Genomic DNA, 19,639 nt, shown 5'->3' with positions numbered 1-19,639 from the left:
GGTGGTGCTGCGGTTTTGTCGCTGGCGTTGCGTTCGTTCGCGTTGCGTTCAGGTGGCGTTCGTGGTGCGGCCTCGTCGGGGGTCAGGCGGTGCGGTCCCAGACGACGCGGCGGCCGGTTCCGACCCCACTCACCCGGGCCGGCCCGGGTGCGCGGTGTCTACCGCCGCGGTCGCGCGGGTTGCGCCACAGCCGTCCCAGCGGCGACAGCCAGGAACTGGCCCACGCCGCCTCCGCGCAGGTCCACTCCTGGGCGCAGTAGAGACACCGTGGCCCGTCCACGCGGCGGGTGCCCACGAGGCGGAGCTTGGTCCACGCCTGGTCGGGTTGGTGGAGCAACAGCAGATACCTGGCCTGGGCGTCGAGGAGCTCCTTCGACCACTCCACCCATCCGTAGCCGGGTACGAAAACCGGTGCCTCGCTCCGGTGCGGCGACACCGCCGTCGACGCCACGAATGACGTCGCCATCGACATCGACCTCCCTCTTCTCCTTCTCGGCGAGTCTGCGTGGACCCGCCCTCTGCGTCGATGGATCGTGGAGGCGGCCCGCCCGGCCCGGGCAACCACCTGCCATCTCGGTTCGTGCTGGAGATCGTACGGACTGTCACGGCGCGATGACAGTAACTCTGCCGATTTCGTGTGCAAATTTTCCCTTTAATGATCACCCTCCAATGAACCGCCGGCCGGCGGCGAGGCCCCCGGCGACCTGCGGGAACGATCAGCGCGCGCCGTCCGTACGGACGGCGACGGCCGGTGAACAGACCACGCACCAGCGCCGCGGGAGCGGGTGGTGGGTGGTGCACGAACCGGCCGGGCGGCTACCGTCAGGGCGCCGAGCCCACGGTGGGTGCGGCGGGCCGGAGCCTGGCGCGCCTGCCGGCCCGTGCGCCGCCGGCGCCGCGTCCCCTGCGCCCACGTGCACCCGCGGGCAGCCACGGGCACGCGGCCGGCCGACGCACACGCTCTAGGATGAGCCGACTCCACAGACAGGGGTGATCCCGCTGCCGACCGCGTTCCTCGTCGGACCCGTCGTCTCCGCCGGACCGGGACCCCTGCCCGTCGCCCGCCATCTGCGTGCGCTGGGTTACGACGTGGTCGAGGTGGACGCGCTCGCGCAACTGCCGGCCGCGGTGGCCTCCGCGCCGCCCGGACGGGTCGCCCTGGTCGACGGCCGGTTCGTGGGTCACCTGCACGCGCTGCGACGGGCCGTGTGCGACTCGCGACCTCCGGCAATCTCCGGCCCCGGAACCCTCGCCGTCGCACCCTCGGCCCGCGCCCACCTGCTCGACGCCCTCACCGCGGCGACCGCTGCGACCGCGGCGACCCCGACGACCGCCCGGACGGCTTCGGCGACTCCGACGGCCCCGCCGGCTCGCCCGAACTCCCCGCGCCCGGGCGACACCCCCGTGGACATCGCCCGGGTCGCCGACGCGCTCGCCGCACGCGTCACCGTGGCCAGGACCGACCCCGCTCCGCTGGTGGCCGGCATCGCGGAGTCCCCCCAGGAGCGGGCGGCCCTGGAGGCCCGCGCCAGCGCCGTGGACGAGGAGGCCTACCGGCTGAAGAGCGCGGTGAAGGCCGAGGACACCGCGTTCACGACGTTCTTCGTCCGCAGCTACTCCGGGTACGCCGCCCGGTGGTTCGCCCGGCTAGGGCTGGGACCCAACCACGTCACGATCCTGTCGCTGATCGTCGCCCTCGGCGCCGCGGCGACGGTCGCCACCGGCACCCGCCCGGGCTACGTCCTGGGCGCGCTGCTGTTCCACGCGGCCTTCTCGCTGGACTGCATCGACGGCGACCTCGCCCGCTACACGGTCTCCTTCAGCAAGCTCGGCGCGCGGATGGACCTCACGTTCGACCGGGTGAAGGAGTACGCCCTCTTCGCCGGGCTGGCGATCGGTGCGGCCCGCGACGGCGACCCGCACATCTGGTGGCTGGCCGCGGCGGCGATGGCGTTCCAGACAGTGCGGCACCAGATGCACGCGGCGTACGAGGAGGTCAGCGCGGGACCCGCCGAGGACGCGCCGGCTCTCGCCGACCAGGTGCAGGCGCGCATCGGCGGAAGCCGGTGGAAGGTCTGGCTGCGCCGCGGAATCGTGCTCCCCCAGGGCGAGCGGTCGGCGCTGATCTGTCTGCTGGTGGCGTTCACCAACCCGCAGGTGGTGTTCGTGGTGCTGCTCGCGGTGGGAGTCGTCGCCGCGGCGTACGCCTTCCTCGGCCGGTTCCTGCGCAGCCTGCGGCGGGTCCGCCGGCCGTGGTCGAAGTCGGCCGGACTGTCCCTGGGCGCGCTGGTCGACGTCGGGCCGGTCGGCTGGGTCGTGCACTCCTCCCTGCCCGGCCGCTCGCTGCCCGCGCCGCTGGCCGCGCTGGTCGCCCTGCTGGTGCTGGTGTTCTCCCTCGCGGTGATCCCGTCGGTGGGCGTGGACTGGGTGCTGATCGGCACGTTGTGGTACGTCCTGATCGTGGGGTTCGCCAGCCGGCAGCCGCTCAACGGCTGGGCCGACTGGGTGCTGCCGCCCACGTTCCGCGCCGCGGAATACTCCCTGGCGATCGTTCTCGCCGCCGCGCTCGCCCCGGCCGCGCTGCCGGCGGCGTTCGGCTACGTCGCGGCGTGCGCGTTCCACCACTACGACACCATCTACCGCCTGAGCGAGGACGGCACCCATCCCCGCCGCTGGCTCACCGTCGTCACCGGCGGGCACGACGGCCGGATGCTGGTCCTCGCGCTGCTCGCCCTCGGCGGGGCGACGGTGTTCGCCGTGGGCCTGACCGTCCTCGCAATCGCGCTCGCGGTGGTGTTCGTGGCCGAGAGCGTCACCGCCACGGCGGCGCAGATCCGTGACCGTGACGCGACCGGGATCCCGGCCGCCGAAGCCACCGCTGGAGCCGCCCGATGATCGGCCTGGTCCTCGCCGCCGGCACCGGCCGGCGACTGCGCCCGTACACCGACACCCTCCCCAAGGCCCTGGTGCCGCTCGCGGGCGCGCAGCCGCCGGAGGCCGACTACCCGCTCACGCCGCTGGACACGATCCTCGCCAACTTCGCCGCCGTCGGGGTCACAGAGGTGGCGGTGGTGGTCGGCTACGCCGCGCAGGCCGTGCACGAGCGCCGGGACCATCTCGAACGCACCCACGGCGTGACGCTCGACCTCATCCACAACGACCGGGCCACCACCTGGAACAACTGCTACTCGCTGTGGTGCGCGCGCCACCTCTTCTCCCAGGGCTGCCTGCTGGCCAACGGCGACACGGTGCACCCGGTGCAGGTGGAGCACGCCCTGCTCGCCGCGGCGGCCGGCTCCGCGGTGGGCGACGGCGGCGCCACCCCCGACCTGCTGCTCGCCCTGGACACGGTGAAGCCGCTGGCCGAGGAGGAGATGAAGGTCGTCTGGTCGCCCGACCGCGGCGTCACCCGGATCACCAAGGAACTCGACCCGGCGACGGCGACCGGTGAGTACATCGGGGTCAGCCTGATCGCGCCGGGCGCGGCCGAGCCGCTCACCGCCGCGCTCGAGCAGACCTGGCGCAAGGACCCGACGCTCTACTACGAGGACGGCTACCAGGCAGCCGTCGACGCGGGCTTCCGGGTCGACGTCGCGCCGATCGGCGACCTGCCCTGGGTCGAGATCGACGACCACGCCGACCTCGCCCGGTCCGCCCGGGTGCTGGCGGCCATCGCCGAGACCACCGCCGACGGCACGGACGCCGCCGGCACGACGACCGCCACGACCGAGCCCGGGCTGGAGCGGTAGTGCCCCTGCTCGCCCGGATGATCCCCACGCCCGTCGTCGTCGACGTACGCCGGGGCGCCATCGCAGGCCTCGCCGACCTGCTCGCCGACCAGCGCATCTCCGCGGCGGGCCGGGTGGCCATCGCCGTCGGCCCGCGCTCGGGTGAGTCGCTGGCCGCCCAGGTGCGCCCTTACCTCAGCGAGGCCGACTTCTTCTCCGTCGCCGACGGCACCGTCGACGCCGCGCTCGACCTCGCCTCCCAGGTCCGCGGCGGGTCATACGACGCGATCGTCGGGATCGGCGGCGGCAAGGTGCTGGACGCCACGAAGTTCGCCGCTGCCCGGGTCGGCCTGCCGATGGTCGCGGTGGCCACCAACCTCGCCCACGACGGCATCGGCTCGCCGGTCAGCATCCTGGACAACGACGCCGGTCGCGGCTCCTACGGCGTCGCCGCGCCGCTGGCGGTTGTGGTCGACCTGGACGTCGTACGCCGGGCGCCGGCGCGCTCGGTCCGGGCGGGCATCGGCGAGGTGGCCTCCAACCTGTCCGCGATCGCCGACTGGGAGCTCGCCCACGAACTGCAGGGCGAGCCGCTGGACGGCCTGGCGGTGGCACTGGCCCGTACGTCCGCCGAGGCGGTGCTGCACCACCCGGGGACGCTGACCGACGACGACTTCCTGCGCGTGCTCGCCGAGGGCCTGGTGCTGTCCGGGGTGGCGATGGTGGTCGCGGGGTCGACGAGGCCCTGCAGCGGCGCCTGCCACGAGATCTCCCACGCGATCGACCTGCTCTTTCCGGACCGCGCGGGTGCGCACGGTGAGCAGGTCGGCGTCGGCGCGGCGTTCGCCTCCACGCTGTGGGACGATCCCGACGGCCGGGCCCGGGGCGACCTGATCACCCGGTGCCTGGTGCGGCACGGACTTCCTGTCGACCCGGCCGGGCTCGGGTTCAGCTGGGAGGAGTTCGCCGCGATCGTGGCCAGGGCGCCGCAGACGCGTCCAGGTAGGTTCACCATCCTGGAACACCGCGACCTCGACCAAGCAGGGGTGGCGGCCGCCGTGCGGGAGTTCGCCCGGCACCTGCACGAAAGCCGCGAAGGTGAGGAGAGCGGACGTACATGACCAGCCTGCCGACGATCGCCGAGCTGCGCGCCAAGGCGCATCCGCCGGGCCTGCTCGAACGCCGCAGCGGCGAGCACTGGGCGGGCCGGCTCTACATGCGCCGGATCTCGCTGTACGCCACCCGCGGGTTCCTCGCCACCGGCCTGTCCCCCAACCAGCTCACCGGCCTGATGATCGTGGCCGGCATCGCGGCCGGATTCGCGCTGCTGATCCCCGGCCTGCCGGGCGCGATCCTCGCCGCCGTGCTGGTCCAGCTCTACCTCCTGCTCGACTGCAGTGACGGCGAGGTCGCCCGCTACACCGGGCGTACCAGCACCACCGGGGTCTACCTCGACCGGGTGGGCCACTACATGTGCGAGGCGGCGCTCCTCGTGGGGCTGGGTTTCCGGGCCGCGCAGGTGCATCCGACCGGATACGCCGTGCTCGGCCTGGTGGCCGCCCTGGGCGCCGTTCTGATCAAGGCCGAGACCGACCTGGTCGACATCGCCCGCGCCCGGAGGGGCCAGGAGACGGTGACCGAGGACGCGGTGGAGCCGCGTGGCTCGGCGCTGGCCAAGGCCCGGCGGGTGGCCCTCGTGCTGAAGTTCTACCGGCTCATCCTGGCCATCGAGCTGTCGCTGGTCATCGTGGTGGCCGCGATCGTCGACGCCGTACTGGGCAACCTCCTCGCCACCCACGTGCTCACCGTGGCGGTCGCGGTGATCGCGGCCGTCCAGGTGGTGCTGCACCTGGTGAGCATCCTGGTGTCCCGGCGGCTCGCGTGAGCGTGACACCGCCGGCGAGTACGCCACTGCGGGTGGCCGCCGTCTTCCTCACCATGGGCGACCGGCCGGTCGAGCTCGAGCGGGCGATCCGCAGCGTCGCCGACCAGCTCGGCGAAGCCGTGGAGATCGTGGTCGTCGCCAACGGCGTACCCGCCCCGGACGTGCCGGAAGGCGTCAGGGTGGTGACGTTGCCCGCCAACGCCGGCATCCCGGGCGGCCGCAACGCCGGGCTGGCCGCGGCGAGTGCCGACATCGTGATGTTCGTCGACGACGACGGGTGGCTCCCCCGGCCGACCACGGTCGAGCGGCTGCGTGACCTGTTCGCCGAGGACCCTCGGCTTGGGATCGTGTCGTTCCGCATCGTCGATCCCGAGTCCGGGGTGAGCCAGCGCCGGCACGTGCCGCGGGTGCGCGTGGGCGACCCGAACGAGTCGTCGGAGGTCACGACGTTCCTCGGCGGCGCCGCGGCGATCCGGCAGGCCGTCTTCGACGACGTGGGGACGTTCCCGGCGGCGTTCTTCTACGCCCACGAGGAGACCGACCTCGCCTGGCGGGCGCTGGACGCGGGCTGGCGGATCCGTTACGACGCCGACTGTGTGCTTTGTCACCCCGCGACGTCGCCGGCGCGCCACTCGGCATACTTCCGGCTGAACGCCCGCAACCGCGTCTGGCTGGCCAAACGCAACCTGCCCAAACCCGTCGCTGCCGCCTATCTGGTCACCTGGGTGGTCCTGACCCTGGCCCGGACGCGTACCATCTCGGGGCTGAGCGCCTGGTCGTCCGGCTTGCTGGAAGGCCTCCGCACGCCGTGTGGGCGCCGCAAACCGATCGCGTGGCGCACCGTGTGGCGCATGACCCGCCTGGGAAGGCCTCCACTGGTATGACGATCTGGCAGAACCCGGCCGGCCACCAGCCGTGTCGTACGCTCGGCGGCATGCGTTCGGTGCATTCCGGGAGGCATCGGTGACCACCACCACGACCCCCGCCTCGCCGTCGGAGCTCGCTGCGCAGTACGGCCTGGCGCCGAGCTCGGCCCGCCCGCCGCTGGGTGACTACATCCGGCAACTGTGGCAGCGGCGGCACTTCATCACCGCGTTCGCGACCTCGCGCACGGTGACGATGTACTCCGGAGCCCGGCTCGGGCAGCTCTGGCAGGTCCTCACGCCGCTGATGAACGCCGCGGTGTACTACCTGATCTTCGGCGTGCTGTTCAACACCAAGCACAACATCGACAACTTCACGGCGTTCCTGGTGACCGGCGTCTTCGTGATGTCGTTCTGCACCCGCTCGGTCACCTCCGGGGCCCGGGCGATCTCCGGGAACCTCGCGATGATCCGGGCGCTGCACTTCCCCCGGGCGACGCTGCCGTTCTCCTCCACGATCGTCGAGCTGCAGCAGATGCTGGTGTCGATGATCGTGCTGTGCCTGATCGTGCTGGCCACCGGCGAGCCGATCACCTGGTCGTGGCTGCTGGTCGTTCCGGCGCTGGCGCTGCAGACGATGTTCAACATCGGGCTGAGCCTGGCGATGGCCCGGATCGGTGCCACGATCCCGGACATCAGCCAGCTGCTGCCGTTCATCACCCGCGTCTGGCTCTACTTCTCCGGCGTGTTCTTCCTGATCCCACAGCGGGTGCACAACCCACTGATGCGGGAGATCATGATGGCCAACCCGGCCTCGGTCTACATCGAGTTGGTCCGGGACGCCTTCATCGAACGCCACGACGCACCGCACCACGCCTGGCAGCTCGCGGTCGCCTGGGCGATCGTCGGGTTCGTGGTCGGGTTCTGGTACTTCTGGGGAGCTGAGGAGAAGTACGGCCGTGGCTGAGCATCTGACCGGTGAAGTGACGGACGCGCACGGCCGGCCCGTGCGCCGCGAGGCCACCTCGGGCGAGGCCACCTCGGGCGAGGCGGCGCCGACCGTGATCGTGGACGACCTGCACATCACCTACCGCGTCTACGGCGCGACCGCGGGCAAGGGCAACGCCCCGGCGGCGTTCAAGCGGATCCTCAAGCGGCAGAACTCCCCGGCGCTACGGGAGGTGAAGGCCATCCGCGGGGTGACGTTCACCGTGCGCCGCGGTGAGTCCGTCGGCCTGATCGGCCGCAACGGCTCCGGCAAGAGCACCCTGCTGCGCGCCATCGCGGGCCTGCTGCCGCCGACCAAGGGCGCGGTCTTCACCGACGGGCAGCCCACCCTGCTCGGCGTCAACGCCGCCCTGATGACCGGCCTGAGCGGGGAGCGCAACGTCATCCTCGGCTGCCTGGCCATGGGCCTGACGCCCGAGCAGGCCAGGGAGCGCTACGACGACATCGTGGAGTTCGCCGGCATCGGCGACTTCATCGACCTGCCCATGCAGACGTACTCCTCCGGCATGCAGCAGCGGCTCCGGTTCGCGATCGCGGCGGTGAAGAGCCACGACGTGCTGATGATCGACGAGGCGCTGGCCACCGGCGACGCGGAGTTCCGCAAGCGCAGCGAGGAACGCATCCGCGAGCTGCGCGACGAGGCCGGGTCGGTGTTCCTGGTCAGCCACAGCCTGGACGTCGTGACCGAGACCTGCAGCCGGGTGATCTGGCTGGACCAGGGCCAGATCAAGATGGACGGCGACGCGGAGTCGGTGGTCAAGGCCTACAGTTCCGCCACCAGCCGCTGACCCGGAGGTCACCCACGGAGCCCGTCGGAAAATGTGCCGCGGGCGGGCTCAGGCCGTTTTCGCCGGCTCCGGCGTCGGCCGGCCCAGCGAACGCGGGCTGACCAGGAAGCCCGCTCCCCAGGTCATGTGCATCGTGGCCACCACGACGGGCAGCCACGCCCGCCCGCGCAGGGACATCCCCCGCCCCTCGACCGCCGAGGCGGCGACCACGAGGAGCAGGTAGCCCGCGGGGAGCACGAAGCCCAGCAGCAGCCACGGCACGCCCGCGAGCAGGCCGGCCAGGCCGAGCACGAGCCCCAGCCCGCAGCCCAAGACGGCCAGCGGCGGGGCGAGGTAGCGGTAGTTGAACGTGCCGGGGTGGGTACGCCCGATCGCGCGGCGCCACTTGCCGGTGAGGTAGAACTGCCGCACCAGGGCGCGCAGGTTCGATCTCGGCCGGTAGGTCACCCGAAGGTCCGGGCTGAACCACACCGTCCCGCCGGCCTGGCGGATCCGGTGGTTGAGCTCCCAGTCCTGGGCCCGGGCGAAGACGTCGTTGAAGCCGCCCAGCCGGTCGAGGGTCTCCCGGCGGAAGACGCCCAGGTAGACGGAGTCGGCCGGTCCGGCCTCGCCGCCGACGTGGAAGCGGGCGCCGCCGAGCCCGATCGGGCTGACGTACGCCTTGGCAGCGGCCTCCTCGAAGCCGGGTTCGCCCTCGGCCGCCATCACGCCACCCACGTTGTCGGCTCCGGTCTCGGCGAGGAGCTCGACCGCGCGCCGGATGTAGCCCGGCGACAGGATGCCGTGCCCGTCCACGCGGACGACCACCTCGTACCGCGCCACCCTGATGGCGGCGTTCAGCCCGCTCGGTGTGATCCCGGCCGGGTTCTGCACCAGCCGGACGCGGGAGTCCTCGGCAACGAGTTCCTCGGCGATCTGCTGGGTGCGGTCGCGAGACGGGGCGATGGCGATCACCAGTTCCATCCGGCCGGGATAGTCCTGGGACAGGACCTGCGCCACGGCGGTCCGCAGATGGCGCTCCTCGTTCAGGACCGGCATCACCACCGAGACGCCCGGCCAGGCGGTGTCGGCGGGTTCAGGAGGCCCGGGCTGGGGTGTTCCCGTCACGGCGGCCCTTTCGAAACGACGGCGGTGAAGATCGGTGCGGCAGCGGGCCGGCCGGAGCCCCCGGCGGACCGGCGGGGGACCAACTTACCGACCCGGCGCACCGCGACCGTCCCGGGGCGGCGCGCCGCACCCGGCCCCGGCCCGACCGCCGGGCGTCGCTCAGCCGGCGGAGCAGACCTCGCCGAGCTCGTGCACGGCCTGCTTGTCCTCGCTGCCCGACCCGCCGCCGGAGCTGCCCGATCCGCCGGACGCCCCGGAGCTGCCCGAGGCGGCGCCCGCGCCCGAACCCGATCCCCGGCCCCCGCTCGCCGTGGCCTTCCCGGCGGACTTCGCCGTGGGACCGGCGCTGGGCGTCGCCTTGGACGCCTCGATCGCGGCGTCCACGTTCTTCCTGATCACCGAGAAGTCCGGGCGCGCGGTCTTGATCAGCGGCGGCACGAACTGCACCGAGACGATCTTCTGCCGCTTCGCCTTCAGCGCGAGGTCGACCATGGTGTCCAGCTGACTGGCCGGGATGTCGGTGGAGACGATCTGCTGGCCCGCCTCGGCGATCTTCTGGAACTTCAGCAGCACCGTGGGCGGGTCGAGCTGGTGCAGCATGGCGGCCATCACGCAGCGCTGCCGGGCCATCCGGTCGTAGTCGCTGGTGGTCGCCCGTGACCGGGAGTACCACAACGCGTGGTAGCCATCGAGCCGCTGGTCGCCTGCCTTGATGATGCCGCGTACGGTGCCGTCCCGGCCGGTGATGGGCACGTCCGCCTTGACGTTCACGCGGACGCCGCCCACCGCGTCGACCAGCTGCGTGAATCCGCCCATGTCGATCAGGGCGTAGTAGTTGACCTTCAGCCCGGTCATCTGCCGGATGGCGTCCTCGGTGGCGGTGATCCCTGGGTTGGGGTCGCCGGGGAACAGCTGCTTGTGGTCGGTGGCCCAGGTGTAGATGGCGTTCAGCAGGCACTCGTCCCCGCAGTCGAAACCGTTGGGGAACTGCCTGTGCATCACCGAGCCGGGCGGGAACGGCACCCGCTGGAGGTTGCGGGGGAAGCTGAACATCGCGGCCTGGCCGGTCCGCTCGTCGATGGACACCAGCGTCATGCTGTCCGGGCGCAGGCCCACCCGGTCCTTGCCGGCGTCGGCACCGAGCAGCAGCAGGTTGTACCGCCCCGCGGTCGGGTCGGTCGTGGTGGTGCCGGCGAAGATGCGGGAGATGGAGTCGCGGGCCACTCCGACGTAGTGGGCGGAGGTGAGCACCAGGGTCACCGCGACCACGGACGCCGCCACCATGGTGACCGTCGAGGTCAGCCGCTGCTTCTGCCGCATCCGGAGCGGGCGGCCGAGCCGCCAGGCGTCCACGAACAGCGCCAGCCAGCCCACGGCGACGACGACCAGCGCGATCTGGCCGAAGCGGAGCACACCGGGGTTGGAGATCAGGGAGATCAGCAGGCGCGGGGAGACGAGCCCGACCAGGGCCAGGAGCACGGCGACGGAGAGTACGGCCGCCGCCACCCTTAGCGCGAACTTCCCGACGGCGCGGTTGCCCGCCACCAGCTGCGCCGATCCGGGGGCCACCAGCGTCATCAGCAGCAGGCAGATCGCCCGCCGGAGCCACCGGCCGCTCTCGGCGCCTCGCGGGTCGTTCGGGCCGCCGCCCGACCCGCCGCCCGGCGACCCGGGCGGTCCGGAGGGCTTGGAGGGCCGCGAGGTGTTCCGGCCGGCGGAGGTGGGGCGGGGCCCACCGGAAACGCCGGCGGAGTTGCCGCCGCGTGACGGCGCGTGGTGACGCGAGGACGTGGGGGTCCGGGAGGACGGGTGGGTACGGGAGGAGGGAGGCCGTGCGCCGCGCCGCTGGTCGCGGACATCCCCCGAGCGCGGCCCACGCCGCTGGTCCCACCCCGTCATGGCGGCATACCAACACATCGGGTGGCGCGATCATCCCCGCCACGCCGACGGGACGCCAACTGAGCAGGATGTGCCGGATCCAGGCCGACCGGGTACGGTGCCTCCATGCCGAACGGCGGCCGCCCCCAAGGACCGCGTGAACCCGACGACCAAGGTCGGGAGTCCGCACAGTACGGCTGGCTCTACGATGGAGCCGGCCGGGAGCGATCCGCGCGCGAGAACCGCTCCCGAGCCCGCCGGGGCGAGGCGCCGCCGCCGGAGTCGACCCAGGTGATGCCCACCCGTTCCGGGCCCGACCGCGGCCGGGGCGACCACGCCGGATACGCCGGCGACCGCGGGGACCAGTACGGCAACGACTACGGCGGGCGTGGCAACGACTACCGGGACGAGTACTCCGACCCCCGGGACGACCGCGGCCGTTCGGGCGCGCGGGAACAGGCCGGGCGGTCCCGCGGTGGCGGCGGCCGCGCCGCTCCGCCGGCGAGGGGTCCGGGTGGGCGGCTGCTGCCTGAGCCACGGCCACCACGCCGCCGGTCGGGCATCCGGCTGCGGCGGATCCTGCTCCTCCTGCTTGTCGCCTGGCTGGTCATCCTGGTCGGCGTACCCATCATCGCCTGGAGCCGGGTCACCAAGGTGCCGTACGAACCCGCCGGCGAGCGCCCCGCGAACAGCTCGGGCACCAACTTCCTGCTGGTCGGCTCCGACAGTCGGCAGGGCCTCACCGCCGAGCAGCGCAACGCCCTCGGCACCGGGCGGGCGGCCGGTCAGCGCACGGACACGATCATGATCCTGCACGTGCCGAGTCTCGCCGGTTCGCCGACGCTGGTGTCCCTGCCTCGCGACTCCTACGTCCCGGTCCCCGGGCACGGCCGGAACAAGATCAACGCCGCCTTCTCCATCGGCGGTCCCAAACTTCTCACCGAGACGGTGGAGAACGCCACTGGCCTGCGGATGGACGACTACGTCGAGATCGGGTTCGGCGGCTTCGTCGGCGTGGTCGAAGGGCTCGGCGGCGTCACCATGTGCCTGCCGAAGGCGATCAAGGACGAGAAGGCGCACATCGACCTGCCGTCCGGCTGCCAGAACCTCAACGGCCCGAACGCCCTGGGATACGTGCGTGCCCGCTACTTCGACCCCAAGGGCGACCTCGGCCGGGTGGAGCGTCAGCGGCAGTTCCTGTCCGCGGTGGTGAAGAAGACCGCGAGCCCCGGCACCATCGTCAACCCGGTCCGCTACACCCGGGTCGGGCTGTCCGCCGGCGACGCGCTGACCGTCGGCGAGGGCACGAACATCGTCGACATGGCGCGGTTCGGGCTGGCGATGCGGTCGTTGTCGTCCGGCAGCGGCACCACCCTCACCGTGCCGGTGTCCAGCACGTCGGTGAGCACGCCAGTCGGAAGCGCGGTCCGCTGGGACCGCCAGCGGGCGCTCAACCTCTTCCACGCGCTGCGCGACGGCGGACCGATTCCGCCCAGCCTGATCCCCCACGACTGACCGCCGCCGCCGAAGATCTTCGGCCGGTCCTCCTCCCGTCCGCCGCTGGTCCGTCGTATGTCCCTCGTGGACCCTCGCCTGGTCCGCTCCCCCGCCGACATGCTCGGGACCTCGCTCCGGAATCCCGGTGCGGGCTCACCCAAGCTGCTCGTGGAGGACGTCCCATGGCCCCGCGGACACCTCAGTTGTCCCCGCGTTCCCTCATCCGTTCGGTCACTCTCGCCAGCGAGTACGGCGCTGAGTGGGTCGAGGTCCTGGCCCGGGAGATCGAACGCAACCACCGGCCCGACCGGTCCCGGCTCACCGTGCGGTGGGTCTGGCGCGTGCTACCGGTTCCGCGGCTGCGGCAGGCGCGATGCCTTGTGTGCGCCGACCGCTGGATCTGCCCGGACGTCGTCTGGGCGGAAGGGCTGATGTCGTCGGGCCGCCGCGCCCTCGACTGACGATCCCTCCGGCCCGATCGGCTGCTGGAGATCAGTGCGCCGCGGACGGCGTGCCGGGTCTTCGCCGGCTGCGCGTGCTACCTGAGGCCGCCCGGCTACTTCAGCACCTGGCGGGCGAGCACCACCCGCTGGATCTGGTTGGTGCCCTCGTAGATCTGGGTGATCTTCGCGTCGCGCATCATCCGCTCGACGGGGTAGTCCTGCACGTAGCCGTAGCCGCCGAGCAGCTGCACCGCGTCGGTGGTGACCTCCATCGCCATGTCGGAGGCGAAGCACTTGGCGGCGGCGCCGAAGAACGTCAGGTCCGGGTCGGTGCGCTCCGAGCGCGCGGCGGCGGCGTAGGTCAGCTGCCGGGCGGCCTCCAGCTTCGTCGCCATGTCGGCGAGCATGAACTGCACGCCCTGGAAGTCCGCGACCGCCTGCCCGAACTGCCGGCGCTCCTTGACGTACGACACCGCGTAGTCGAGCGCGCCCTGCGCGATCCCGACCGCCTGCGCGGCGATGGTCACCCGGGTGTGGTCCAGCGTGCGCAGCGCCAGCTTGAACCCCTCCCCCACGACGCCGACGAGCCTGCTCGCGGGCAGGCGTACGTCGTCGAGGTAGACCTCACACGTGGGCGAGCCCTTGATCCCGAGCTTCTTCTCCGGTGCCCCGAAGCTCACTCCCGGGTCGGTCTTCTCCACCACGAACGCGGAGATGCCGCGAGCCCCGCGGTCGGGGTCGGTGCTGGCGAACACGGTGTAATAGTCGGACACGCCGGCGTTGGTGATCCACCGCTTGACGCCGTTCAGCCGCCAGCCGTCACCGTCGCGGACCGCGCGGGTGCGCATCGCCGCCGCGTCGCTGCCGGCGTCGGGTTCGGACAGGCAGTACGAGAACATCGCCTCCCCGGCCGCGACCGGGGTGAGGTAGCGCTTGTTCAGTTCCGGCGAGCCGGCGAGGAGCAACGGCATCGTCCCGAGCTTGTTCACCGCCGGGATCAGCGAGCTCGACGCGCAGGCCCGGGCCACCTCCTCGATCACGATGGCGGTGGCCAGCGCGTCGGCGCCCACGCCGCCGAAGATCTCCGGGATGTGCGGTGCGTGGAAGTCCGCGGCCCGCAGCGCGTCGTAGGACGCCCGGGGGAAGGCGGCGTCGCGGTCGACGGCGGCCGCGTGCGGGGCCACCTTGTCGCGGCAGAGGTCCCGGCAGGCGGCGCGGACCGCCTCGTGCTCGTCGGTGGGCGCGAAGAGCGGGACGTCGTTCACGGATACCTCCTCAGGCCGGTCACCTGGGCGGCCTCCCCGGGCGGGCTCCGGGGCGGTCGGCGACCGCGTTCCTGCGCCAGCGGCGGACGCGGTCCACCGGCCGGCCGACGGCGACACTACTGCCAGGTAACATACGCCCGCCGGTGCGGGACGAGAAGCCCACCGGGGTCGGCGAACCCAGGGTCGGACCACTGTGCGACGACTTCGCTACAAACCGCAGCCGACGGTACGGCAGGATACGGTAGCCTGCCGGTCGCGGGTCCATGGTCGCCGACGCACGGCAACCGCCGGACCAGGCCAACACCGGCCGCAAGACCGGCCCTCATCCCGGCACCCACCATCGCCGGGACATCCGCACGCTGGAGGCTCGACTCGTGTCCTACCGCATCACCGTTCTCGGTACCGGCTACCTCGGCGCCACCCACGCCGCCTGCATGGCCGAGCTGGGTTACGAGGTCCTCGGCGTCGACCTCGAGCCGGCGAAGGTCGCCTCCCTCAACGAGGGGCAGGTGCCGTTCTTCGAGCCGGAGCTGGAGCCGCTGCTGCGCAAGCACGTGGAGTCCGGACGGCTGCGGTTCACCAGCTCCTACGCGGAGGCCGCGGAGTTCGGCGACGTGCACTTCCTCTGCGTGGGCACGCCACAGCGTGACGGCGAGTACGCCGCGGACATGTCCTACGTCGACTCCGCCATCGAGAGCCTGGTCCCGCTGCTGACCCGGCCAGCGCTGATCGTCGGCAAGTCCACCGTGCCCGTGGGCACCGCGGGCCGGCTGGCCGGCCGGATCGCCGAGCTGGCCCCGCCGGTGCCCGTCGAGCTGGCCTGGAGCCCGGAGTTCACCCGCGAGGGCCTGGCCGTCGAGGACACCCTGCGTCCCAACCGCCTGGTGTTCGGCGTCCGGTCCGAGCACGCGGAGAAGCTGCTGCGGGAGGTGTTCGCGCCGGTCATCGACGCGGGATCCCCGGTCGTCGTCTGCGACTACGCCACCGCGGAGCTGGCCAAGGTGGGTGCCAACTCCTTCCTGGCCACCAAGATCTCCTACATCAACGCCCTGGCCGAGCTGTGCGACACCACCGGCGCCGACGTGACGCTGCTCGCTGACGCCCTCGGCCACGACGAGCGCATCGGGCGGCAGTTCCTCAACGCCGGCCTCGGCTACGGCGGCGGCTGCCTGCCCAAGGACCTGCGCGCCTTCATGGCCCGGGCCGGCGAGCTCGGCGCGGAGGAGGCACTGACCTTCCTGCGCGAGGTGGACGCGATCAACATGCGCCGCCGGCAGAAGGTCGTCGACGTGACCGCCGACGTGCTGGGCAACCAGTGGATCGGCAAGCGGGTCGCGGTGCTCGGGGCGGCGTTCAAGCCCAACACCGACGACATCCGCGACTCCCCCGCCCTGAACGTGGCCGGCCGGATCCACCTGCACGGTGCCGCGGTGAGCGTCTACGACCCGAAGGCGATGGACAACGCCCGCCGGTCGTTCCCGACGCTGCGGTACGCCGAGTCGGTGATGGACGCCTGCCAGGGCGCACACGTCGTCCTGCACCTGACCGCGTGGCAGGAGTTCCGCGAGCTCGACCCGGCCGTGCTGGCGAAGACGGTCGCCGTGCCCACCGTGATCGACGGGCAGAACTGCCTGGACCGCCCGACCTGGCGTCGCGCCGGGTGGACCTATCGCGGTCTCGGCCGGTCCTGACCGGCGTTCACCCGCATCCACCTGCGCTCGTCCGCCGATCACCGGCCGTCGGACCCTCCGGCGGCCGGTGTTCGCCGTCGGCCTCGTTCGGGCAGGTCGCGTGCCGTAGCGGCCGCGACCGGGCATGATCGGATGCGTGACGCAACCCTGGACCGATCCGCAGATCGTCGACGAGATCCTCGCCGAGTGTGAGACCTGGGCCGTGGTCGGCCTGTCCACCAACGCAGAACGCGCGGCCTTCCGCGTCGCCCAGACCCTGCAGAAGCACGGCAAGCGCATCGTCCCGGTGCACCCGCGCGCGGAGACGGTGCACGGTGAGCAGGGCTATGCCAGGCTTTCCGACATCCCGTTCCCGGTCGACTGCGTGGACGTGTTCGTACGATCCGAGCTCGCCGGCGCCGTCGCCGACGAGGCGGTCGCGATCGGCACCAAGGCGGTGTGGTTCCAGCTCGGCGTCCTCGACGAGGACGCCTTCGACCGCACCACCGCGACCGGAACGGTCATGGTGATGGACCGCTGCGCGGCGGTCGAGCTTTCCCGTCGCGACGGGAAGAACGGGAGATCCTCATGACGGTGGTCGACACCACCACGACGTTCGGCGCGCACGTCGCCGAGCGCCTCGAACGCGACCGGCTCATCTGGCTCACCACGGTGAGCGCCGACGGCACGCCGCAGCCCAGCCTGGTGTGGTTCCTGTGGACCGAAGGTGAGCTCCTCATCCGCAGCCAGCCGGACAAGCCGAAGCTGCGGCACATCGCCCGCAACCCTCGGGTCGGCCTGCACCTGGACAGCGACAGCACGGGCAACGACGTCGTGGTGCTGACGGGCGAGGCCCGCACACCGGCGGAGCCGCCGACCGAGGAGGAGGCGGCCCGCTACTTCCGCAAGTACGCCCAGGGCATCGAGGCGCTGGGCATGACCGAGGAGACGTTCGCGCAGGAGTTCAGCGTGCCGATCCGGGTCGCGGTCTCGAAGGTTCGAGGGTGGGTGTGAGCCGTGGCCGACGACTACTCGTACGAAGTCGCCCTGCACACCGGCGACGCGTGGCGGATCACCGACACCGGTGACCTCGCGAGGATCCCCGACCGGGATCCGAAGGAGACCGCCAGGGCCCTGCTGCAGGACTGGCTGCTGGCCAACCCGAACAGCCTCATCGGCGGTCAGCGGCTGGAGGTCTTCGGTGACGACCCCGGTTCCTACCCCGCCCAGGCGCGGTCGGGAGCGCGGGTGTGGGTCTTCCGCGGCCGCCGCGTCGCCCACGAGGAGCTGCCGACGGCGGCCGCCTACCTCGTGACCGAGCAGGAGGACCTGGGCGAGCCCGACCTCGACATCCGGATCTGAGTCCGCGGGGCTCAGGGGTCCGGGTCCGTCCTAGGCGGTGAGGTCGGGGGTTCGGTAGAGAGTCGTGCCGTCGACGGTGATCTCCACGTCGCGAAGGTAGGGCCGCAGGTCGTCCGGGCTGACCTCCAGGCCGAGCCCGGGACCGTCCGGCAGGTGCACCTGCCCGCCGTCGTCGGGGACGATCGGCGTCGTCGTCGCGGCCAGGGCCAGCGGCGACGCCTCGACCGGAAACTCGCACAGCACGTGGTCGGCGAGCCCGGCGTACGGCTGCAGTGACGCCGACAGCGCCAGCGGCGAGGTGAAGGTGTGGTTGACGAACCTCACCCCGGCCTCGACGGCGTACGCCGCGACCTCGCGGGCGGGGCCGATGCCGCCGATCCGGCCGGTGTCGATCTGGACGAACCCGATCCCGCCGTAGTCGACGAGGTGCTGGGCGAGGTGCGGGTTGTGCGCGCCCTCCCCGCCGGCCAGCCGTACGCCGCGGCAGCGCCGGGCGAGTTCGGCGTACGACCGGAGCGCACCGGTCTCGAACGGCTCCTCCAGCCAGGTGACGTCGCACTCCTCCAGCGCGGGCAGCCGGGCGGCGGCGGCCTCGACGTCCTCGCCCCACACGGTCCCGGCGTCCACCAGCAGGTGCCGGCCGGGCCCGAGGCCGGCACGGGCGGCGCGTACCTGCTCGGCATCCGCGGCCACGTCACCACGCCCGTAGGGTCCCCAGCCGAACTTCGCCGCCCGGAAGCCGTCCGCGCGCACCTTCGCCGCCTTGGCCTCCGTCTGCTCCGGAGTGTCGCCGAACAGGGCCGAGGCGTACGCCGTCTTCGGGTACGCACGCGGGTAACCGAGCAGGGTGTGGACGGGCACCTCCAGCCGCCGACCGACCAGGTCCCACAACGCGATCTCGACGCCGGACAGCACGTGCGCGGCCTGCAGCAGGTCGAGGCTGTTGGCGCGGACGTCCCGGCCGATCCGCACGATGTCGCCGGGGTCCGCCAGCCGCTGCCCGAGCACCGACGCAGCCACCGGCTTGCACGCGCTGTGCGACATCGGGCAGATCAGGCCGGCGATGGTGGGCAGCGGCGCCGCCTCGCACTCACCCCAGCCGGTGTGTCCCCCGGCGCGCACCCGGACCAGCAGCATGTCCTGGCTGCCGTCGCCGATGTCCTCGATCCGCGGCATCGACAGGTAGAAGAAGTCGATCTCCTCGACCACCGGAGCCGTCATCGGCCGTCGCCCCCTTCGCTTCGGACCCTGCGAAGGACGACCACGGCCGACCCCTCCTCGGGCAGCGACACGGTCCACCCGGACGCCTGCAGGTCAGCGCCCGTACGCCGGTCACCCCCATCGAGGGCGTCCGGGCCATCGGGGGGGCCGGGCAGGTCGAGCGTCAGCGAGTCCAGCCGGTCGACCACGACGTCGCGGTCGCCGCCGTTGGTGACCTCCACCCAGGCCTCGGTCACTCCGGTGCCCTCGTGGTGCAGCGTGTGGCCGCGGACCCGCAGCCCCTCGGACGGTCCGTCGGTACGGACGCCCTCGCCGAGCGTCACGGGGGTCGGCGAGCTCAGCGACATGGGTCCTCCGCGGTGTCGGGGCGGGGCCGAAGCGGTGCCGGGTGGGCACTCCCGGGCGGTCAGCGGAAGCCGATGGTCCGGCCGCGCCGGGACTTCAGTGCCGCACCCTTGGCCCGCGCCTGGTCGGCGAGATCGGTCTGGAACGTCTTCATCTGCTCGAGCAGGTCCGGGTCAGTGGCGGCCAGGATCCGGACGGCGAGCAGTCCGGCGTTGCGGGCGTTGCCCACCGCGACGGTCGCCACCGGCACCCCGCCGGGCATCTGCACGATCGACAGCAGGGAATCCAGCCCGTCCAGGTGCTTCAACGCGACCGGGACGCCGATCACCGGCAGCGGCGTCACGCTGGCCAGCATCCCCGGCAGGTGCGCGGCACCGCCGGCGCCGGCGATCAGCACCCGCAGGCCGCGGTCGGCTGCCCGCTCGCCGTAGTCGATCATCTCCCGCGCCATCCGGTGCGCGGAGACGACGTCCACCTCGTAGCTGACGCCGAACTCCTCCAGCGCCTTGGTGGCCGCCTCCATCGTGGGCCAGTCGGAGTCCGAGCCCATCACGACTCCGACCGCGGGCCCGTCCTGCG

Annotated in this window: 20 protein-coding genes; 13 read left to right on the top strand and 7 right to left on the bottom strand. The window is 72.4% G+C overall.

From position 1 onward, the window contains the following. Nucleotides 1-82: 82 nt before the first annotated feature. Nucleotides 83-466 (bottom strand): hypothetical protein, encoded by a 384-nt coding sequence (locus ABZV93_RS02555; RefSeq protein WP_354929091.1) that lies wholly within the window; start codon nt 464-466, stop codon nt 83-85. A gap of 524 nt (nt 467-990) precedes the next feature. On the opposite strand from ABZV93_RS02555, the gene ABZV93_RS02550 reads away from it, so the two are divergent. From ABZV93_RS02550 to ABZV93_RS02520, 7 genes are all read left to right on the top strand, one after another. Further along, nucleotides 991-2,895 carry a DUF5941 domain-containing protein gene (locus ABZV93_RS02550; RefSeq protein WP_354929088.1) on the top strand — a complete coding sequence of 635 codons (1,905 nt, stop codon included), beginning with the start codon at nt 991-993 and terminating at the stop codon, nt 2,893-2,895. Next, nucleotides 2,892-3,749: an NTP transferase domain-containing protein gene (locus ABZV93_RS02545; protein ID WP_354929085.1), complete on the top strand. Its 858-nt coding sequence runs from the start codon at nt 2,892-2,894 to the stop codon at nt 3,747-3,749. The genes ABZV93_RS02550 and ABZV93_RS02545 overlap by 4 nt, the downstream gene beginning before the upstream one ends. 17 nt (nt 3,750-3,766) lie before the next feature. Then, complete coding sequence (locus ABZV93_RS02540; protein WP_354929082.1) at nt 3,767-4,849, top strand: iron-containing alcohol dehydrogenase family protein; 1,083 nt, start codon at nt 3,767-3,769, stop codon at nt 4,847-4,849. Then, nucleotides 4,846-5,613, top strand: a complete 768-nt coding sequence (locus ABZV93_RS02535; RefSeq protein ID WP_354929079.1) for a CDP-alcohol phosphatidyltransferase family protein — start codon at nt 4,846-4,848, stop codon at nt 5,611-5,613. The genes ABZV93_RS02540 and ABZV93_RS02535 overlap by 4 nt, the downstream gene beginning before the upstream one ends. Then, complete coding sequence (locus tag ABZV93_RS02530) at nt 5,610-6,497, top strand: glycosyltransferase (RefSeq protein ID WP_354929076.1); 888 nt, start codon at nt 5,610-5,612, stop codon at nt 6,495-6,497. The genes ABZV93_RS02535 and ABZV93_RS02530 overlap by 4 nt, the downstream gene beginning before the upstream one ends. Before the next feature lie 79 nt (nt 6,498-6,576). Beyond that, on the top strand, nt 6,577-7,443 hold the full coding sequence (locus ABZV93_RS02525) for an ABC transporter permease (protein WP_354929073.1): 867 nt from the start codon (nt 6,577-6,579) through the stop codon (nt 7,441-7,443). After that, the gene (locus ABZV93_RS02520; protein WP_354929070.1) at nt 7,436-8,272 is read left to right on the top strand and encodes an ABC transporter ATP-binding protein; all 837 of its coding nucleotides are present in this window, start codon (nt 7,436-7,438) and stop codon (nt 8,270-8,272) included. Before ABZV93_RS02525 ends, ABZV93_RS02520 begins: the two co-directional genes overlap by 8 nt. Nucleotides 8,273-8,320: 48 nt before the next feature. Here ABZV93_RS02520 and ABZV93_RS02515 read toward each other — a convergent pair whose 3' ends face one another. Continuing rightward, entirely contained in the window at nt 8,321-9,379 is a 1,059-nt protein-coding gene (locus ABZV93_RS02515) for a glycosyltransferase family 2 protein (RefSeq protein ID WP_354929067.1), read from the bottom strand. A 159-nt stretch (nt 9,380-9,538) separates the two neighbouring features. Then, a complete protein-coding gene (locus ABZV93_RS02510; RefSeq protein ID WP_354929064.1) occupies nt 9,539-10,957 on the bottom strand; it encodes an LCP family protein in 1,419 nt (472 codons plus the stop codon). A 426-nt stretch (nt 10,958-11,383) separates the two neighbouring features. Here ABZV93_RS02510 and ABZV93_RS02505 point away from each other — a divergent pair, with 426 nt between their 5' ends. After that, nucleotides 11,384-12,772: an LCP family protein gene (locus ABZV93_RS02505; RefSeq protein ID WP_354929062.1), complete on the top strand. Its 1,389-nt coding sequence runs from the start codon at nt 11,384-11,386 to the stop codon at nt 12,770-12,772. A 164-nt stretch (nt 12,773-12,936) separates the two neighbouring features. Beyond that, complete coding sequence (locus ABZV93_RS02500) at nt 12,937-13,215, top strand: hypothetical protein (RefSeq protein WP_354929059.1); 279 nt, start codon at nt 12,937-12,939, stop codon at nt 13,213-13,215. Nucleotides 13,216-13,310: 95 nt separating this feature from the next. Here ABZV93_RS02500 and ABZV93_RS02495 read toward each other — a convergent pair whose 3' ends face one another. After that, a complete protein-coding gene (locus ABZV93_RS02495; protein ID WP_354929056.1) occupies nt 13,311-14,462 on the bottom strand; it encodes an acyl-CoA dehydrogenase family protein in 1,152 nt (383 codons plus the stop codon). A 374-nt stretch (nt 14,463-14,836) separates the two neighbouring features. Between ABZV93_RS02495 and ABZV93_RS02490 the strand changes: the two genes are divergently transcribed. From ABZV93_RS02490 to ABZV93_RS02475, 4 genes are all read left to right on the top strand, one after another. Beyond that, complete coding sequence (locus tag ABZV93_RS02490) at nt 14,837-16,153, top strand: UDP-glucose/GDP-mannose dehydrogenase family protein (RefSeq protein ID WP_354929750.1); 1,317 nt, start codon at nt 14,837-14,839, stop codon at nt 16,151-16,153. Nucleotides 16,154-16,289: 136 nt separating this feature from the next. Further along, nucleotides 16,290-16,724 carry a CoA-binding protein gene (locus ABZV93_RS02485; protein WP_354929053.1) on the top strand — a complete coding sequence of 145 codons (435 nt, stop codon included), beginning with the start codon at nt 16,290-16,292 and terminating at the stop codon, nt 16,722-16,724. Then, complete coding sequence (locus ABZV93_RS02480) at nt 16,721-17,146, top strand: TIGR03667 family PPOX class F420-dependent oxidoreductase (RefSeq protein ID WP_354929050.1); 426 nt, start codon at nt 16,721-16,723, stop codon at nt 17,144-17,146. The genes ABZV93_RS02485 and ABZV93_RS02480 overlap by 4 nt, the downstream gene beginning before the upstream one ends. A 3-nt stretch (nt 17,147-17,149) precedes the next feature. Then, entirely contained in the window at nt 17,150-17,494 is a 345-nt protein-coding gene (locus ABZV93_RS02475; RefSeq protein WP_354929047.1) for a hypothetical protein, read from the top strand. 30 nt (nt 17,495-17,524) lie between these two features. Here the strand turns inward: ABZV93_RS02475 and ABZV93_RS02470 are convergent, their stop codons facing one another. From ABZV93_RS02470 to purE, 3 genes are read right to left on the bottom strand one after another with little or no spacing between them, the layout of a single operon-like run. Continuing rightward, complete coding sequence (locus ABZV93_RS02470; protein ID WP_354929044.1) at nt 17,525-18,715, bottom strand: mandelate racemase/muconate lactonizing enzyme family protein; 1,191 nt, start codon at nt 18,713-18,715, stop codon at nt 17,525-17,527. Beyond that, complete coding sequence (locus ABZV93_RS02465) at nt 18,712-19,062, bottom strand: hypothetical protein (protein ID WP_354929041.1); 351 nt, start codon at nt 19,060-19,062, stop codon at nt 18,712-18,714. Before ABZV93_RS02465 ends, ABZV93_RS02470 begins: the two co-directional genes overlap by 4 nt. Nucleotides 19,063-19,121: 59 nt before the next feature. Continuing rightward, nucleotides 19,122-19,610: a 5-(carboxyamino)imidazole ribonucleotide mutase gene (purE, locus tag ABZV93_RS02460; RefSeq protein WP_354929747.1), complete on the bottom strand. Its 489-nt coding sequence runs from the start codon at nt 19,608-19,610 to the stop codon at nt 19,122-19,124. Nucleotides 19,611-19,639: the final 29 nt, after the last annotated feature.

This window comes from Actinopolymorpha sp. NPDC004070 (genome assembly GCF_040610475.1).
Classification (GTDB): domain Bacteria; phylum Actinomycetota; class Actinomycetes; order Propionibacteriales; family Actinopolymorphaceae; genus Actinopolymorpha.
This window is presented reverse-complemented; position numbering and strand designations above follow the sequence as displayed.

Excerpts from the sequence above, each read along its gene's own strand:
- ABZV93_RS02510 (WP_354929064.1), bottom strand. The coding sequence starts at position 10,957 with ATGACGCTGGTGGCCCCCGGATCGGCGCAGCTGGTGGCGGGCAACCGC.
- ABZV93_RS02555 (WP_354929091.1), bottom strand. The coding sequence starts at position 466 with ATGGCGACGTCATTCGTGGCGTCGACGGCGGTGTCGCCGCACCGGAGC.
- ABZV93_RS02465 (WP_354929041.1), bottom strand. The coding sequence starts at position 19,062 with ATGTCGCTGAGCTCGCCGACCCCCGTGACGCTCGGCGAGGGCGTCCGT.
- ABZV93_RS02505 (WP_354929062.1), top strand. The coding sequence starts at position 11,384 with ATGCCGAACGGCGGCCGCCCCCAAGGACCGCGTGAACCCGACGACCAA.
- purE (WP_354929747.1), bottom strand. The coding sequence starts at position 19,610 with ATGGGCTCGGACTCCGACTGGCCCACGATGGAGGCGGCCACCAAGGCG.
- ABZV93_RS02470 (WP_354929044.1), bottom strand. The coding sequence starts at position 18,715 with ATGACGGCTCCGGTGGTCGAGGAGATCGACTTCTTCTACCTGTCGATG.
- ABZV93_RS02500 (WP_354929059.1), top strand. The coding sequence starts at position 12,937 with ATGGCCCCGCGGACACCTCAGTTGTCCCCGCGTTCCCTCATCCGTTCG.
- ABZV93_RS02480 (WP_354929050.1), top strand. The coding sequence starts at position 16,721 with ATGACGGTGGTCGACACCACCACGACGTTCGGCGCGCACGTCGCCGAG.
- ABZV93_RS02540 (WP_354929082.1), top strand. The coding sequence starts at position 3,767 with ATGATCCCCACGCCCGTCGTCGTCGACGTACGCCGGGGCGCCATCGCA.
- ABZV93_RS02535 (WP_354929079.1), top strand. The coding sequence starts at position 4,846 with ATGACCAGCCTGCCGACGATCGCCGAGCTGCGCGCCAAGGCGCATCCG.
- ABZV93_RS02545 (WP_354929085.1), top strand. The coding sequence starts at position 2,892 with ATGATCGGCCTGGTCCTCGCCGCCGGCACCGGCCGGCGACTGCGCCCG.